At 75.7% G+C, this 16,826-nt stretch carries 12 protein-coding genes and 2 pseudogenes; 9 read left to right on the forward strand and 5 right to left on the reverse strand.

Going from position 1 to position 16,826, the window contains the following annotated elements; genetic code table 11:
* Nucleotides 1-2: 2 nt before the first annotated feature.
* The 3 genes from ABZ573_RS20325 to fxsA all read right to left on the reverse strand — a co-directional run bounded on the left by ABZ573_RS20325 (nt 3) and on the right by fxsA (nt 3,274).
* Nucleotides 3-1,757 carry an HEXXH motif-containing putative peptide modification protein gene (locus tag ABZ573_RS20325; protein ID WP_358119857.1) on the reverse strand — a complete coding sequence of 585 codons (1,755 nt, stop codon included), beginning with the start codon at nt 1,755-1,757 and terminating at the stop codon, nt 3-5.
* A 4-nt stretch (nt 1,758-1,761) separates the two neighbouring features.
* A complete protein-coding gene (locus ABZ573_RS20330) occupies nt 1,762-2,970 on the reverse strand; it encodes an FxsB family cyclophane-forming radical SAM/SPASM peptide maturase (protein WP_358119860.1) in 1,209 nt (402 codons plus the stop codon).
* 112 nt (nt 2,971-3,082) lie between these two features.
* The gene (fxsA, locus tag ABZ573_RS20335; RefSeq protein ID WP_358119863.1) at nt 3,083-3,274 is read right to left on the reverse strand and encodes an FxSxx-COOH cyclophane-containing RiPP peptide; all 192 of its coding nucleotides are present in this window, start codon (nt 3,272-3,274) and stop codon (nt 3,083-3,085) included.
* A 450-nt stretch (nt 3,275-3,724) separates the two neighbouring features.
* Here fxsA and ABZ573_RS20340 point away from each other — a divergent pair, with 450 nt between their 5' ends.
* From ABZ573_RS20340 to ABZ573_RS20380, 9 genes and pseudogenes are all read left to right on the forward strand, one after another.
* The gene (locus ABZ573_RS20340; RefSeq protein ID WP_358119866.1) at nt 3,725-4,231 is read left to right on the forward strand and encodes a hypothetical protein; all 507 of its coding nucleotides are present in this window, start codon (nt 3,725-3,727) and stop codon (nt 4,229-4,231) included.
* On the forward strand, nt 4,231-5,637 hold the full coding sequence (locus ABZ573_RS20345; RefSeq protein ID WP_358119869.1) for a hypothetical protein: 1,407 nt from the start codon (nt 4,231-4,233) through the stop codon (nt 5,635-5,637). Before ABZ573_RS20340 ends, ABZ573_RS20345 begins: the two co-directional genes overlap by 1 nt.
* Nucleotides 5,634-5,867: pseudogene (locus ABZ573_RS20350) on the forward strand (VWA containing CoxE family protein); the annotation flags it as partial. The gene ABZ573_RS20345 and the pseudogene ABZ573_RS20350, both read left to right, overlap by 4 nt.
* Nucleotides 5,868-6,101: 234 nt before the next feature.
* Nucleotides 6,102-7,172: pseudogene (locus tag ABZ573_RS20355) on the forward strand (VWA domain-containing protein); the annotation flags it as partial.
* A 14-nt stretch (nt 7,173-7,186) separates the two neighbouring features.
* A complete protein-coding gene (locus ABZ573_RS20360; RefSeq protein WP_151452931.1) occupies nt 7,187-8,296 on the forward strand; it encodes an AAA family ATPase in 1,110 nt (369 codons plus the stop codon).
* Nucleotides 8,293-11,130, forward strand: a complete 2,838-nt coding sequence (locus ABZ573_RS20365) for a DUF5682 family protein (protein ID WP_151452930.1) — start codon at nt 8,293-8,295, stop codon at nt 11,128-11,130. The genes ABZ573_RS20360 and ABZ573_RS20365 overlap by 4 nt, the downstream gene beginning before the upstream one ends.
* A 116-nt stretch (nt 11,131-11,246) precedes the next feature.
* Nucleotides 11,247-11,597 (forward strand): YciI family protein, encoded by a 351-nt coding sequence (locus tag ABZ573_RS20370; protein WP_151452929.1) that lies wholly within the window; start codon nt 11,247-11,249, stop codon nt 11,595-11,597.
* A gap of 2 nt (nt 11,598-11,599) precedes the next feature.
* Entirely contained in the window at nt 11,600-12,811 is a 1,212-nt protein-coding gene (locus ABZ573_RS20375) for a sigma-70 family RNA polymerase sigma factor (RefSeq protein ID WP_358119874.1), read from the forward strand.
* Nucleotides 12,812-12,912: 101 nt separating this feature from the next.
* A complete protein-coding gene (locus ABZ573_RS20380; protein WP_151452927.1) occupies nt 12,913-14,046 on the forward strand; it encodes a glutamate--cysteine ligase in 1,134 nt (377 codons plus the stop codon).
* A gap of 260 nt (nt 14,047-14,306) precedes the next feature.
* Here the strand turns inward: ABZ573_RS20380 and ABZ573_RS20385 are convergent, their stop codons facing one another.
* Together ABZ573_RS20385 and ABZ573_RS20390 are read right to left on the reverse strand one after the other, a co-directional pair.
* The gene (locus tag ABZ573_RS20385) at nt 14,307-16,091 is read right to left on the reverse strand and encodes an N-acetylglutaminylglutamine amidotransferase (RefSeq protein WP_358119877.1); all 1,785 of its coding nucleotides are present in this window, start codon (nt 16,089-16,091) and stop codon (nt 14,307-14,309) included.
* A gap of 246 nt (nt 16,092-16,337) precedes the next feature.
* Nucleotides 16,338-16,763: a MarR family winged helix-turn-helix transcriptional regulator gene (locus ABZ573_RS20390; protein WP_358119880.1), complete on the reverse strand. Its 426-nt coding sequence runs from the start codon at nt 16,761-16,763 to the stop codon at nt 16,338-16,340.
* Nucleotides 16,764-16,826: the final 63 nt, after the last annotated feature.

Here is a 16,826-nt window from a genome sequence, read left to right on the forward strand (position 1 = left end):
CGCTAGTCGGGGCCGTCGGCCAGCCAGGTCGCGACCGCCAGCGGGTCGGCGCCGGGCAGCCGCCGGCACAGCGCCCGGACCAGGTCGGGGCGGGTGGTCAGCACCCGCGCGGCGGCGGTACGCCCCAGCCGCCCGGCGGCCAGCGCGACGCCGACCAGCGCGTCGGCGTCCCCGGGGTCCCCGGCGAGCCGGCGGCGGTATCCCGCCAGGGCGCCGCCGGCGTCCCCCGCCGCGTACGCCCGGTCGGCGTGGTCCACCCGCCCCGTCGCGTCCGCCTCGCCGCTGCCCGTACCGCTGTGCTCCGTCGTCGCCAGCAGCCGCCGCCGCACCGCCGCCTCCGCGCCGGTGTCGCCGGTCGACGCGGGCCGGGCCGGGCCGGGCACGACGGCGGGTGCGGCGATCGGCGGCGGGCGCCGACCCCGCCGCCACGCGTACGCCACCTCCGCCACGCCGTCGTCGTCGGGGACCAGGTTGGCCAGCGCCCAGCGCACCGCCCCGCCGTCCGCGACGTCGCGCGCCGCCGCCTCGACCCGCGCGTCGCCGGTGGGCTGCCAGCCGCGCAGGGTGCCGGCCATCCCCGCCACGAAGGCCCGCCCGTCGTCGGTCAGCTCCGCGCTGCCGGCGAGCTGCGCGACGGCCCGCGCGGTCTGCACCCGCCAGTACGCGTACTCGAACGCGCAGCGGACGTCCTCGTGTCGTCGGCAGCGCCACACCTCGGCCACCCCGAGGTGGGCGTACGCGCCCTGCAACAGCGCGCCGACGGGGCGGGGGTCTGACCGCCACGGCGCCCGGTAGCGGGCCGGGCCGCCCGGCGAGTGCAGCGGCAGCAGATCCAGCAGCGCGCCCAGCTTGGTGTGCTGCAACTCGTGCACCAGCAGCAGCGCGAGCGTCTGCGGGTCGGCCGGCACGGAGAGCGCGATCGCACCCAGTGCGGCCCGGCTGGTGGCGCTGACCGGGTGCCCGGACGGCGGCGGCGTGAGCGGCACCAGCGTACGCAGCAGCGTGGCCAGCCCCCGGGCGTGCGCAGGCAGCCGTTCGGTCAGCCAGTGCCACGCCTGCCCGGTCAGCCGGTCGAGCCGCTCCGCCGTAGCGTCGTCCAGGCGGAGCGTCGGCGGCCGGTGGTAGCGGCTCCGGTGCGGATCCTGGTCGTCGACGAGCACCCCGGTCGGGGGCGCGTCGGGGCCCGGGGTGAGCCGGCGGCTCGGCAGCCACCCGCGTGCCGGGGCGTGCCCGTCGCCCGACCCGTCGGTGGCGTGCACGGCACCAACCGGCCCGCGCACCGACAACCCCGGCGGCGGTCGCCCGTCGCCGGCCGACCGGGGGTCGTAGCGCCGTCCCGTGCCGCGGACGAGCGCGGTGCCGGCGCCGAGCCCGACCGCGCCGCCCACCGTGGGCAGCAGCAGCGCACCCTGCGGGCAGGGCACAGCGAGCGTGAAGGCAAGGCCCGCGCGCAGGGCGGCGGCCCCCGCCAGCCCGGCCAGGTAGGCCGCGTCGGGGCGTCCGTGCAGGGCGTCCGTGGCCCAGCCGGTGACCGGCGGGTGGGCCAGGACGTGGGCGACGGCCGCCGGATCCGCCCGCTCGGCGAGGGTGAGCAGGGCGAGGCACTGCGCGGCCGGCGAACCGGTCCCACCCGCGCGGGCGGCGGCGACGGTCAGCAGCCGCCGCCGCCCGAGCTGACCGGCGCGCAGCACCTCGAGCGTGGCGTCGTCGCCGTGCCCCGCGGCGAGGCCGGCGAGCTGGGCGGGGGAGAGCACCACCGACTCACCGCCCCAGGGCAGGCCGCCGGGCCGGGGCGTCGGGCGGAGCGGCCAGGGCGCGGCGGCGCAGGGCGTCGACGTCCGCGGCCACCACCCGTCGTACGTGCTCGATCAGCCGGTAGAGGTCGGGGCAGTAGACCGACGGGTGCGCGAATCCGGCGCCGGCGCGGAAGCGGTGCGCGTACAGGCCGCCACCGCAGGCGCTGAGCACCGGGCAGGCCCGGCAGGCGGCGGCCAGGGCGGCCGGACCGGTCGGCCGGCCCGCCAGCGACGGGTGCCGCAGCGCCTCGTCGAAGGAGTGACGGAAGACGTCGAGGCCGGTACGCATCGACGCGTCGTCGGTCGTCTTCAGGGTGTCGGTGCCCTCGATGGTGCCGTCGGTCTCGATCGTCATGACGTCCGGCTCGGCGAAGCCCACCGCCCGGGTGCCGCTGCGGCCGCCGAGCACCAGCGCGATCAGCGACTCGAACAACCGGATCCCGGTGCGGCGGGGCGTCGTGGCGTACCAGCGGTCGAAGACGGCCACCAGCCAGTCGCCGTACGGGGTGTCGGTGCCGCCCGGCTGGCGCCCGGGCGGGGGAGTGCTCCAGTTGCCGTGCGGCAGCAGCAGGTCCAGGCGGGGCGGGTCGAACGCGAGCAGCGACTCGTAGACGCCCACCGGGTCGTTGGCCAGGTCGACCGTGCAGAGCAGTCCCGCCCAGCGGGACCGGTGCCGTGGGCCGCCGAGCAGCCGCAGCGCGGCGGCCACGTCGGCGAAACTGCCCCGTCCGTCGGGGTAGCGGCGGTGCAGGTCGTTGGCGGCCCGGCCGCCGTCGAGGCTCACCCCGACGTCGATGTCGTGGCGGTGGCACAGCGCCAGGAACTCCTCGTCCAGCAGCACGCCGTTGGTCTGCACGCCGACGTCGAGCGCCGCGCCGGGGGGCAGTGCCGCCCGCAGGGTGCGTACGGTCCGGTCGAGGGTCGCCGGACCGGCCAGCAGCGGCTCGCCGCCGTGCAGCACGACGCGTACCCGGTCGGGGCCGTGCCGTGCCAGGTGCTCGCCGAGGCGCCGCGCGACCTGGGCCACGGTGCCCGGCGCGATCACCCGGGGCCGCTCCCGCCACCGCTGGTCGGCGCTGCGGTAGACGTAGCAGTGGTCGCACGCCAGGTTGCAGCGGCTGTGCACCTTGAGCACGAGCTGCCGGACCCGGGCCGGCGGCGCCGCGCCGGCCACCGGGGCGGACCCGCAGGACCCCGCCGCCGGGCCCGAAAGGTCGTGCCCGATCGGCGGACGGGCGTGGTCAGGGTGGGGTGGGGCGGCCGACGTCGGGGCGTCGGCGGACACGTCAGAAGCTCGACTCGAACGCCGACACGTCGAGCTGCCGGCCCGGCTCGTCGCCGGCCACGAGCGTGGCCAGCACGTGGGCCAGCACGCCGTCGCCGGCGCCGGCGAGGAGGTCGGCCAGCGGTATGTCCCCCAGCCGTACCAGGGCGGCCCCCGCGTCCACCGACGGTGGCGGCAGCTCGGTCTCAGCCACGGTGGACCGTCCGGCGACCGTGTGTCCTGCTGCGCGTCATCGCTGCGCTCACCCCGCCTTTTCTACACCATCGGGTGCCTGCCCCGACGGCCCGACACCGCGCCCCGGGGCGCGCGTCGGCGGCACCACGACGGCCCCGGCCGACCGACTGGCCGCCGGTGTGTCCGGCGACAGGGACGCGTCCGGCGGCGCGCGGTGACAGGTGGTGGATCCGGGTGGCACCGGCACTGCCCGGGACCGCGATGACCGGTGACATCCCGCCTCCCGTCGGCGTCGGTGTCCGAAGCATAGGGGCGCGGCGGCCTCCGCAGCGACCACCGTCCGTAAACCCGACTCAGGGTCTGTCGTACCCGTGGTCCATGATCCTTGTCGTCACAGCGACGCCGGCGACCCCTCCGGCGTGCGGATGGTCATGGGCGGCGCCGGGAGCGGCGGACGGGAGGTCGGACAGTGGCTGACGCGGAACGGACCGCGTGGCGACGGCGCAGCACGGTGCGGGTGGTGCCGCCCGCGCGGCCCCGCAAGCTGGCCAAGGTGCCCTTCCTGGAGCTGGCCGACGGGCGGTTGCAGGGCGTGGTCTCCAGCGGGTCGGACGTCGACCGGGTCTACGTCTCGTCGATCGCCTCCGGCACCCACGCCTACCACTGCAGCACCAACAACAACCGCCCCTGCGGCGGGCTGCGCGGCGTGCCGTGCAAGCACCTGCACGCCCTGGCCGACGAGGCACTGCTCCAGTACGGCGCCGACCGGGTCGCCCGCTACCTGCGGGTCGACGTCGGCGCGGGGGTGGACACGGCCCGGGAGCTGCTGGCCGCCCTCGACGGGCGGCACGAGCCGACCCCCGCCGCCGTCGTGTTCAGTCGCTTCCTGCGCCACTTGTCCTACCTGGAGCTGCCCGGCAGCGCGGTCCCGCTGCCCGAGCTGCACTGGTTCCCGGCCACCGGGGCGGGCCGCTGATGCTCGGCACGCAGCTCGCCGTCCTGCGCGACGGCGCCCCGACCGGCCTGACCGACGCCCTCGACCTGGTCGCCGGCCTCGACGACGCCCTGCTGCGCGGCCTCGCCCGGGTGGGTGAGGCCGACGCCGCCGCGCTGGCAGCCCTGGCCGGCGCGCTGACCGCAACCCCGCTCGGCGACCGGCTCGCCGAGGCGGTGGCCAAGGTGACCGCCGGCTCGGTGGCCGAGGAACACCTGCTCGCCCTTGCCGGCGCCCGGTGCGCGCTGCTCGGCGCCGCCCACGACGCGCTGCTCGGGCAGCTCGACACCGCGCTGGGTCGGGCCCGCGCCTCCTGGGCTCCCGGCCCGGTCGAGGCCCCGGGCACCGGGTCCGGGGCCCGCGTCGGCGCCCGCGCCTGGTTGCACGAGGTGGCGGTGACCGGGTGGGGCGGCGTCGACCACGAGCTGGTGGCCGCCGCAGGGGCGCCGGTCGAGGCCGCCCTCGCCGAGCCCGGCCTGCGCAGGCTGGCGGTGCTGCTCGACGGGCTCGCCGCCGAGCTGCGCGCCTGCGTGCCGGTCGCCACGATGGCGCAGCCGCCGCTGCGGCGCTGGGCCGACCTCTGGGCCCGGGGCGTGCTGCTCGCCCAGGACCCGGCGGCTGCGTCCGTCCCGTCCACCGTCGAGGAGGTCTCCGGGCGGCTGCTCGTGCTCGGCGTCGACGTGCACGAGCACGACACCGCCGTGCAGGCGCAGGTGCACGCGATCCTCGAACCGGCAGACGGCGGGCCGCCGCGGCTGGTCCGCTGCGCGGTCGGCGCGGTCAAGGTGGAGACGATCGTCGGGCCCGCGCTGTGGCGGCTGCTGGACGCCCATCCCGTGCTGCTGGCCGCGCTGGCCGAGCGGCGCAGCCTCACGGTCACCGGTCTGCCGCTGCACGGGGCGGACCTGCTCTGGCACGACGACCGGGTGCGACCCGGCGAGCCGGCCGACCCGTTCGCCACCGCCCGGGTCCTGTTGCCGACGGCCGTCGCGGCAGCACCGGCGCCCCTGGAGCGGCACCCCGTCGGGATCGCCGAGCCCGTGCTGGTGGAGGGCTACACCGTGGGTGACGACGACGGCACGACGACCTTCGACATCGGCGGCCAGCCGATCGCCGTCGCCGTCGACCGGCTGCCGTCCTGCGGACCGCTCACCCCCGAGCTGGTGGCCGCCTCGTCCGCGTGCCTCGGCCTGATCCGGTGGGACGACGGGCGGTGGTCGCTGCAACCCCTGGCGGTGCAAGCCACCGTCAAACGCCAGCCGGTCGAGGCGCACACCGGCGACTGGGCGGGAGGGGTCACCGACCCGAAGATCGCCAAGGCCGAGGCCAAGGCGGGCGACGCCGTGGCGGTGCTGCGCGAGCGCGCGGGACGGTTGCTGCGCCGATGAACGACTCCCCGACCCCCGCGGACCTCGCCGACGCCAACCGGCGCCAGGTGCTCTACTGGCGGCTGCTGGCCCGGCTCTTCGACCCCGACGAGCAGCCCACCCTGGAGTCGGCCAGCATGGCGGTCGTCGAGGACCTCGGGCTGCCGGCCGCCCTGCTGGATCCGGCGGTGTCGGTGGACACCGTCGTCCAGCGCTTCCCGGCCGTCGCCGACGAGCTGCGCGGCCTGCTCACCCCGACGCCCGACGCCCCTGCGGCCGCCGACCTTCCCGACACGCCGGCTGGCGGCCTGCCCGCCGAGCCGGCTCCCGGGGCCGCCGCGTCGGCTCCCGAGCTGCCCGACGGGCCCGCGCCCGGCGTCGCCAGCACTGCGGCGTCCGGCGAGGCCGACACGCCGGACGCCGACCCTGCCACCGCGCCTGCCGTCGAGGCGGGTGGCGACGGGCCGCCGGGTGCGCCGGGTGCGCCCGGCACCGCCGAGGTACGCCGCGCCGCGCTGGTGTCGAAGCTGCTGCTCAACGTGTTCGCCACCGGCCACGGGGCGGTCGACGCCGGCCAGTTGGCCCGGTGGCAGTCCGACGCCGGCTGGTTCGAGCAGGCCCTCGGGATGGAGCCCGGCGGGCTGCGCCGACAGGGCGGCGGCGACGGTCTCGGCGGGGTGCTGGCCGGCATCGAGGGCGACCTCGTCCGCCGGATGCACCTGCGGGAGGTGTTGGCCGACCCGGTGCTGGCCAGCCGGCTGACGCCCAGCATGTCGCTGATCGAGCAGCTGCTGCGGGACAAGGCCAACCTCTCCGGGGTGGCCCTGGCCAACGCCAAGGCGCTCATCCGCCGGTTCGTCGACGAGGTCGCCGAGGTGCTGCGTACCCAGGTCGCGCAGACCAGCGTCGGCGTCGTCGACCGGTCCGTGCCGCCGAAGCGGGTCTACCGCAACCTCGACCTCGACCGCACCATCTGGCAGAACCTGACCAACTGGAGCCCGGAGGACGAGCGCCTCTACGTCGACCGGCTCTACTACCGGCAGACGGCCCGCCGGGTCACGCCGGCCCGGCTGATCGTGGTGGTGGACCAGTCGGGCTCGATGGTCGACTCGATGGTCAACTGCACGATCCTCGCGTCGATCTTCGCCGGCCTGCCCAAGGTGGACGTGCACCTGATCGCGTACGACACGCGGGCGCTCGACCTCACGCCGTGGGTGCACGACCCGTTCGAGGTGCTGCTGCGCACCAAGCTGGGCGGCGGCAACGACGGCCCGGTCGCGATGGCGCTGGCCCGCCCCAAGATCGTCGAGCCGAAGAACACGGTCATGGTGTGGATCTCGGACTTCTACGAGTTCAACCGCTCCCAGCCGCTGTTCGACGGCATCGAGGCGGTGCACCGCTCCGGGGTGCGGTTCATCCCGGTCGGCTCGGTCAACAGCTCGGGCCAGCAGAGCGTCAACCCCTGGTTCCGGCAACGCTTCAAGGACCTGGGCACACCGGTCATCTCCGGTCACATCCGCAAACTCGTCTTCGAGCTCAAGAGCTTCCTCACCTAGGAGAACAACCCCTCATGTCCGAGATGCTCCGTGCCCCCGCCGAGGTCAAGTACGCCGAGGAACTCGACTTCCTGGAGTCGGTCGACACCGATCCGAAGCCGTTCTCGTGGCGGCTGAGCCCGCGGATGGTCCGCCTGTTCATCCTCGGTTCGGAACGGGCCGACGGGCTCGACCGGGAGATCGCGCAGAAGTGGTTCGGCGACCGCACGTTCGTCGAACGCAGCATCGTGACCCTGGCGTCGGACCGGGGCCTGCTGCTGATCGGCGACCCGGGCACCGGCAAGAGCTGGCTGGCCGAGCTGCTGTCCGCCGCCGTCTGCCGCAACTCGACCCTGGTGGTCCAGGGCACCGCCGGCACCACCGAGGACCACATCAAGTACTCGTGGAACGTCTCCATGGTCATCGCGCGGGGCCAGTCCCGGGAGTCGATGATTCCCTCGCCCATCATGACGGCGATGGAGCAGGGCACCGTCGGCCGGTTCGAGGAGCTGACCCGCTCCACCAGCGACGTGCAGGACGCGCTGATCTCGATCCTGTCGGAGAAGTACGTCTCCATCCCGGAGCTGGACCACGACAACATCGTCTTCGCCAAGCCCGGCTTCTCGATCATCGCCACCGCGAACAGCCGGGACCGGGGCGTGAACGACCTCTCCTCCGCGCTCAAGCGGCGGTTCAACTTCGTCCGGATCCCCGTGGTGACCAACAAGCGCAGCGAGGCCGAGATCGTCCGCTTCCGCACCGAGGAACTGCTGCGCCGCCACCAGATCACGCTGGACGTGCCGCCCACCCTGCTCGACATCCTGTTGCAGAGCTTCGCCGACCTGCGCGCCGCCGCCACCTCGGCGACCAGCGACGACGAGAAGCTGGAGTCGGCGCTGTCCACTGCCGAACAGATCGGCGTCCTCGAGGACGCCATCCTGCACAGCCAGTTCTTCGGCGACCGCACCCTGCGCGCCGCGACGCTGGCCGGGTCGCTGGTCGGCTCGCTGGCCCGGCGCAGCCCCGAGGACCTGGCGATCCTCAACAAGTACCTGCACGGGGTGGTCGAGCCGCGCGCCAAGCAGGACGGCGGCTGGGAGGGCTTCCTCGACGGTGGCCGCCAGGCGATCGCCGCCCTGTCGTGACCGCCCCCACCACCGCCGGGCCCTTCGGCGCGCTGCGCGAGCAGCTCACGGCCGCCGCCGGCGCATTCGCCGGCAGCTCGGGCGCCGTCGCGGAGATCCTCGCCGGCATCGTCGACGACGTCGACCGCGCCCTCGGCGAGGAACTGGAGATCTTCCCGGTCTGCCACCACTCCCCGGCGTCCGCGCTGGCCATGGTCCGCAGGCTGCGCGCGAAGCAGCCGAAGGTGATCTACCTGGAGCTCTGCGAGGACCTCCAGCCGCTGCTGGGCGAGCTGCGCAACTGCAGTCTCCCGGTGGCCGTGCAGGCCTTCGCCTCGGAGCTGGACGGCTTCCCGGCCGACTGGGGGCCGCTCAGCGTGGTCGCGCCGATCACCGAGGCCAGCGCCGAATACCAGGCCATCGCGTACGCGCTGGAGACGCCGGGCGTCGAGCTGGTGCTGGTGGACCGCTCCACCGACCACGTCTTCCAGTGGTCGCCGCGCCGCCCCGCCGACGCCGCCGACGAGGCCCCGGCCGGCGGGGACGTCGAGGCCGCCGCGCCGGCGGGGGAGGAGGCTGCCCTGCACGGCGACGCGGTCGGGGTCGAGATCGGCGACCTGCGGCCCCGCTTCGCGGAGCTGGAGGCCTACCTGCTGCACCACGGCAAGGTCCGGCACTGGTCGGAGTGGTGGGACCAGTACGTCGAGCAGCCGCTGGCCGACGCCGACCACGACACCTACCGGCAGGTGATGGTGCTGATCGGCAGCCTGTTCCGGCGGCTGCGCCCGGCCGGGGCGGACCGGCAGGACCGCGACGAGGACCGCGAGCGCTACATGTGGACCCGGATGCGTCAGCACCTCGCCGCCTCCGGGGCCGACCCCGCCGACTGCCTCTACGTCTGCGGCGCGTTCCATGCCGCCAGCCGGGTGGAGCAGTTCGGGCTGCGGGCCGACGCCCCCTTCGAGATCGGCCCGCGCACCGGCACCCGGTGGCACTACGGGCTCATCCCGTCCAGCCACTCCGCCATCGAGGCGCAGTTCGGCCTCGCGCCCGGCTCGGTGTCGATCGCCTCCGCCACCTGGACGAAGGCGGTCGCCCGCACCAAGCTGAGCCCGTTCCGGCTGGAGGGGCAGCGGGGCGGCCGGACCCGCACCGGTGGCCGCCGCCGCGCCACCCCGGCGCCCGTGCCCGCCGCCGGGGTCGCCGACCGGCTCTCCGGCTACCTGGCGCAGCCGCCGGCGACGCAGAGCCTGGACGAGGCGGAGCTGCGCGGCTGGTGCGTCGACATCGTCCGGCTGGCCCGGCGCAACGGCTACCTGGCCAGCACCGCCGACGCGATCGCCGTCTTCGAGACCTCGATCCTCCTCGCCGGCCTGCGCAACCGCGCGCGTCCCACGCCGTACGACTTCGCCGACGCGGCGGTCACCTGCATCGAGAAGGACGTCGTCCCGGGCCGCCGGGACGTCCGCCGGCTCTGCGAGATCCTGTTCGGCGGCGACCGGGTCGGCCAGGTGGGCTACGAGGCCCTTCCGCCGCTCGCCCGCGACGTCCACGACCGGCTCGCCCCGCTCGGGCTGGACCTGGAGAAGCGTACGATCCAGCGGGCCCTGGTGGACCTGCGGGCCAATCCCGAGCTGGTGCCCTGCTCGGATCTGCTGTGGCGGCTGCGGCACCTGCTGCCCCGCGACGCGGTCCGGCCCATCATGGGCGAGCGCCGGCTGGGGCAGCGCTCGATCCAGGAGAGCTGGGACCTGGCCCTCGGCCGCAGCCAGCGGGCGCTGATCGAGCTGGGCTACGAGGGGGTGACCGTCGAGCAGGTGCTGGAGCAGCGCCTGCGCCGCGCCGTGCGGGGCCCGGCGGCGACGGCCTCGGTCGCGCTGGAGGCCGTGGAGGACGCCATCCGGCTGCTCGACAGCCCGCGCCTGGTCGACGAGCTAGGCAACCGGGCGGTGGAGCTGCTCGCCGCCGAACGCACCGTCGACGACGCCCCCGAGGTGCTGCGCCGGATCCGGCGGCTGCTGGCCCACCACCGCGCCACCGGGCCGCTGCCGGCCTGGTGCGAGGCGTTCGTGACCACCGGGTACGCGCACTACTGCACCCTGCTGCCCACCGCGTTCCTCGACGAGGAGAGCGGCGTGCGTCAGGTCGGCGCCATGCTGGGCTTCCTGTTCGGCATGGAGAGTCTGGCGCTCTCCCTGGGCTGCGACCGGTCCCAGCTTGAACTCGCCGTCGCGCAGTCCCATCCGGAGACGCCGGCCAAGGTGGCGCTGCTCTGGGCCGCCCGGCACCAGTTGGGCCTGCTGCCCCTGGCCGAGTTGCGCGAGCGGTGCGCCGCGCTGCTCGCCAACCCGCTGGTGGTGCCCGCCTTCCCGCAGTACCTCAGCGGCTTCGTGCAGGCCCTGGAGCCGGTGCCGGGGCTCGCGCCGTTCGTCGTGGAGGTGATGTCGTCCGCGTTCGCCCGGTTGCCCGACCCGGTCCTGCTGCCGTGGCTGCCCACCCTGATCACCACGCTGCGCGAGCACGGCGCGGAGCTGGTGCCGCTGCTGGTGCGGGAGGCGGGGCGTACGTTCCCCGGCTCGCTGGCGGCGCTGGACGCCTGGGTGCCGCCGTGGTCGAGGCCGACGTCACCGCCGGCGCCGGCGGTCCCCGCCGCCGTGTCCGGGCCGGTCGCCGCCCTGCTGGCGGCCAACCCGCAGAGCGTGGACGCCGTCGCCGCGCTGCTCGGTTGCGCCGGCGGCTGGCGCGAGGTGGACGCCGCCACCACCGCCGTTCCCGCCGGCCTGACCGCGCTGCTGGCAGCGCATCCGGAGTCCGTCGACGCCGTGGCCGACCTGCTGGCGGCCACCCCGCGCTGACCGGCGCCGACCGCTGGCGGACCGATTTTCCGGCGGGTTGTCGATCCTGGCCCGCTCCGTTCGTGTGAAGGATGAGAGGCCGGCGGCGCCGCCGGCCGCCGACGTGAGGAGGGGCCATGAAGCAGTACCTGCTCAGCATCCACCAGCCCGACGGTGACGGGCTGCCGGACCCGGAGTTCCTGGCCGGGGTGATGCGCGAGCTGGGGGCCATCCGGGAGGAGCTGGAGGCGTCCGGCTGCTGGGTGTTCGGCCAGGGGCTGCACGCGCCCGACACGGCGACCGTGCTGCGGCCGTCCGACGGCGAGGTGCTGGTCACCGACGGGCCGTTCGTGGAGGGCAAGGAACACCTCGGCGGGATCACCATCCTCCGGGCGCCCGACCTCGACGCCGCGCTGGCGTGGGGGCGCCGGTACGCGCTGGCCACCACCCTGCCGATTGAGGTGCGCCCCTTCCAGGGCGAGAGCTGACCATGCCCGACGTGGAGGCGGTGTTCCGCGCGGAGTACGGCCGCGCGGTCGCCGTCCTGGTCCGCCTCCTCGGCGACATCGACCTCGCCGAGGAGACGGTGCAGGAGGCGTTCACGGTGGCGGTGGCGCGGTGGCCCGAGACCGGGCCGCCGCCCAGCCCGGCCGGCTGGATCAACACCACCGCCCGGAACCGGGCCGTCGACCGGCTGCGGCGGGAGGCCTCCCGCGCCGACCGGCACGCCCAGGCCGCCCTGCTGCACGTCCGCGACGTACCAGCCGAGGAGGGACCCGTGCGCGACGACCGGCTCCGCCTGATCTTCACCTGCTGCCATCCGGCGCTCGGCCCCGCCGCCCGGGTCGCGCTGACCCTGCGGCTGCTGGGCGGGCTGGGCACCGCCGAGATCGCCCGGGCGTTCCTGGTGCCGGAGGCGACCATGGCACAGCGGATCGTCCGGGCCAAGGCCAAGATCCGCGACGCCGGGATCCCGTACCGGGTGCCCGGCGACGCCGACCTGCCGGACCGGCTCCCGGCCGTGCTGGCCGTGCTCTACCTGATCTTCACCGAGGGGCACACCGCCAGCTCCGGCGACCGGCTGGTCCGCGACGACCTGTGCGCCGAGGCGATCCGGCTCGGCCGGCTGCTGGTGCGGCTCATGCCGGACGAGCCCGAGGCGCTGGGGCTGCTGGCGCTGATGTTGCTCACCGAGGCGCGCCGCCCCGCCCGCACCACGGCCGACGGCGCGCTGGTGCCGCTGCCCGAGCAGGACCGCCGTCGGTGGGACGCCGGGCTCGTCGGCGAGGGGCAGGCCCTGGTGCGCCGCTGCCTGCGCCGCGACCGGCCGGGGCCGTACCAGATCCAGGCCGCGATCGCCGCCGTGCACAGCGACGCGCCCGACGCCGCCGGCACCGACTGGGCGCAGATCCTCCGGCTGTACGACCAGCTCACCGCGTGCGCCCCGGGGCCGGTGGTGGCGTTGAACCGGGCCGTCGCGCTTGCCGAGGTGGCCGGGCCGGCAGCGGGGCTGGCGGCCGTCGAGCGGCTCGACCTGGCCGGGTACCACGTGTTCCACGCCGTCCGGGCGGACCTGCTGCGGCGGCTCGGCCGGGCGGGGGAGGCGGCGCGGGCGTACCGGACGGCCGCCGAGCGGACGGACAACGCGGCCGAACGCGCCTTCCTGGACAGCCGGGCGACCTCGGTGCTGACGGGTGGATGACGCCCTCGCCCCAGGCGTTTGCCCAGGCAGTGGGCCGGGAATTCGGGTCGTCCGGCAGCGCGGCGCCCGGCGCGTCGCCCGACGAACGGACGCGAGCGCCCATGACGTACCGTCCGGCACTTGCCACCGCTTCCGACCAGACCACGCTGACGCTCGGGGTCGAGGAGGAGTACCTCCTGCTCGACCCGCAGACCGGGGAGAGCCTGCCGGTCGCCGACCGGGTGCTCACCGCCCTGTCCGGCAGCGCGCGGGACCAGAGCCGGCAGGAGTTCCGGCACAGCATGGTGGAGATGGTCACGCCGGTCACCGCCGACCTGGCCGAGCTGCGCGCGCACCTGGTGGCGCTGCGCCGCTCCGTCGGCGACGCGGCCGAGGCCGCCGGGGCGCGGCTCGTCGCGGTCGGTGCCACGCCCGTGCACGAGCCGCACCGGACGGTGCCGGACAAACCGCGCTACCACGCCATGTCCCGCCGGTTCGGGCCGGTGGCGCACGACCCCGCCGTCTGCGGCTGCCACGTGCACGTCGGGATGCCCGACCGCGAACTGGCCATCCAGGTCTGCAACCACCTGCGCCCCTGGCTGCCGGTGGTACAGGCGATCACCGCCAACTCGCCGCTGCACGACGGACGCGACACCGGGCACGCCAGTTGGCGCTCCATGCAGCTGGAACGCTGGCCCAGCATCGGGCCGACCCCGCACTTCGAGTCGGTCGCCGACTACGACGCGACGGTGGCGGAGCTGATCGACGCCGGGATCATGCTCGACGCGGCAATGGTCTACTGGTACGCGCGCCCGTCGGCCGCGTACCCCACGGTGGAGGTGCGGGTGGGCGACGTCTGCCCGGCGGTGGACGACACCGTGCTGGTCGCCGGGCTGGTCCGCGCACTCGTCGCGACGATGGCCGACGACGCCCGCGCCGGGGTCCCCGCCCGACGGATCCGGGACTGCCTGGTCTCCGCCGCGCACTGGCGGGCTGCGCACGACGGGCTGGAGGGTGACCTGATCGACCTGCGCGCCGGCGTCGCCCGTCCCGCCTGGGACCTGGTCGGCGAGCTCGTCGACACGGTCGCGCCGGCCCTGGCCCGCCACGGCGACCTCGACTACGTACGCGACCAGCTGGTCCGGCTGCGGCGCGACGGCAACGGCGCCACCCGGCAGCGCCGGGTCATGGCCCGTACCGGCGACGACGTGCGCGCCGTCCTGGACCACCTGGCCGCCGAGACCCGCGCCGCCTGACCCGCGCGCCGTCTGACCCGCGCGCCGTCTGCCCGCGCGCCGTCTGACCCGCGCGCCGTCTGACCCGTCCCGCCCGGCGGCGAGCCGCGGGCCGGTGGCGGCCGCGGGCCGGTGGCGTCAGCTGGCCGGTGGAACACCACGGGTCTCACCCGGCGGTGGAGGGACCCGTGGTGTTCCACTCGTGGGCTCGACGGCGTCGCCGCAGCCCGGCGACCGGGGTGCGGGCGTCGGACGGGAGGCGGTCAGCGGACGGGAGGCGGTCAGCGGACGTCGTGGGACTGGAGCCAGAGTTCCAGCAGGCCGAGTTGCCACAGCTTGTTGCTGCCGGCGGCGGCCTGCGCCCGGTCCGGCTCGGCGAGCAGCTCGGCGACGTACTCGCGGCGGAACAGGCCGCGCTCGCGGGCGGCGGGCGCGGCGAGGGCCTCGGCGACGAGTTGCCGCACCGGCCCGTCGACGTTGCGCAGCGCCGGCACCGGGAAGTAGCCCTTCGGCCGGTCGACCACCTCGGCGGGCAGCACCTGGCGAGCCACCTCCTTGAGCACGCCCTTGCCGCCGTCGGCCACCTTGTGCTCGGGTGGGCAGGCCGCAGCCAGCGCCACCAGGTCCTGGTCCAGGAACGGGGTGCGCACCTCCAGCCCCCAGGCCATGCTCATGCTGTCCACCCGCTTGACCGGGTCGTCGGGGAGCATCAGGTGGGTGTCCAGGCGCAGCACCGCGTCCAGCGCCGTCTGCGCGCCCGGCGCGGCCAGGTCCGCCGCGAGCAGCTCGCGGCTGGCGTCGCGGTTGCAGGCGTACGCCGGGTCCACCACCCGGCTCAGCTCAGCGTGGTCCCGGTCGAAGAACGCGTCGGCGAAGGTGGCCGCCGCGTCGTCGCGGAGCACCCGCGTGAGGGGCTGGTGGTAGCCGTAGCCGGCGAAGACCTCGTCGGCGCCCTGGCCGGACTGGGCCACCTTGACGTGTTGGGCGACCTGTTCGGAGAGCAGGTGGAAGGCGACCACGTCGTGGCTGCCCATCGGCTCGGTCATCGCGTGCACGGTCCGCCGTACCGCCGGGACCAGGTCGCCGTCGGCGAGCCGGATGCGGTGGTGGTCGGTACCGAACGTGCGGGCGACCAGGTTGGAGTAGTGGAACTCGTCGCCGGCCTCGCCGCCGCGGCTGTCGAAGCCGATGCTGAAGGTCTGCAGATGCTGCTGCCCGGCCTCGGCCAGCAGCGCCACGATCATGCTGGAGTCCAGGCCGCCGGAGAGCAGCACGCCGACGGGGACGTCGGCGACGAGCCGCCGCCGTACCGCTTCGCGCAGCGCCTCCCCGACGGCGGCCCGCCAGTCCCCGGCGTCCATGCCGGTGTGGGCGGGGTCCCGGGCGTAGTCGGGCCGCCAGTAGACGTGCTGGCGGCTGCGCCCGTCGGCCTCGACGACGCGCACGGTGGCCGGGGGTAGCTTGCGGATGCCGCGCAGGACGGTGCGGGGCGCCGGGACGATGGAGTGCCAGGAGAGGTAGTGGTGCAGCGCCACCGGGTCGATCGAGGTGTCCACGTCGCCGGCGCGCAGCAGCGCCGGCAGGGTGGAGGCGAACCGCAGCCGGCCGGGTGACTCGGCGAGGTAGAGGGGCTTGATGCCGAGCCGGTCGCGGGCCAGCACGAGCCGGCGCCGCCGGCGGTCCACCAGCACGACGGCGAACATGCCGACCAGGTGGTCGACGAACTGCTCGCCCCACTGCGCGTACGCCACCAGGACGACCTCGGTGTCGCTGGTGGAGTGGAACGTGTGCCCGGCGCCGCGAAGCTCCTCGCGCAGCTGGGGGTAGTTGTAGACGCAGCCGTTGAAGACCAGCGCCAGCCCCAGGTCGTCGCGGACCATCGGCTGGGAGCCGGCCTCGGTGAGGTCGATGATGGTGAGCCGGCGGTGCCCGAGGATCACCCAGCCGTCGTCGAAGAGGCCCTCCCCGTCGGGGCCCCGGGAGCGCATCGCCTCGGTCATCCGGGTCACCGCGCCGGCGTCCGGCGTCGATCCGTCGAACCTCGCCTCGCCACTGATGCCGCACATCGTCAGCGGTCACCGGGCTTGCCGGGCATCCGACCCACCGTGATCACTCCTGTCGGCGTCGCAGGTGTGCCGGGCCGCCCGCTCGGGGGACCCGGTCCCGTCGGCAGGACGGGTGGCTGGGCTACCCGCCGCCGGGAGCGGCAAACCCCGGCGGTGCCCGGTAGCGCGCCCCGGCGGGCGCCGGGCGGTGAGCGGGCGGAAGGCCGGGCAGGGGCGCGGGGACGGCGCCGGGCGGTGGGCGGGCGGTCAGTCGCGCAGCGTACGCAGGATGCGGGCGAGCTGGACCCGGTCGGCGGGTGCGAGGCGGCCGAACAGTTCCTCGGCGGCGGCCCGGCGGGCGGCGTGGATGGCGGCGCCGGCGCGCGTGCCCTCCTCGGTCGGCGCGACCAGGGTGGCACGCCGGTCCGCCGGATCGGGCCGGCGCCGCACGAGCCCCCGCGTCTCGAGGTCGTCCACGACCTCGGTGGCGGAGCGCGGGGCGATGCGCAGGTGCTCGGCGAGCGCGCTGAGCCGCAACGCGCCGTGCCGGATCAGCACGCCGAGGGCCCGGGACTGGCCGGGCGTCACGTCCCAGGGCGCGAGCGCCTCGCCGGTGCGGTGGCGCAGCCGCCGGGTCACCGCCCGGAACGCCTCGGCCAGGCCGTCCTCGGTGCTGTCGGTGTCTGCCGTCACGGGGAATACCGTAGCAGCGGAAGCTGTTGGTCCCTCATGTTGAGGTAACCTCAGCATATCCGA

The organism is Micromonospora sp. NPDC007220, from assembly GCF_040634035.1.
Lineage (GTDB): Bacteria > Actinomycetota > Actinomycetes > Mycobacteriales > Micromonosporaceae > Micromonospora > Micromonospora reichwaldensis.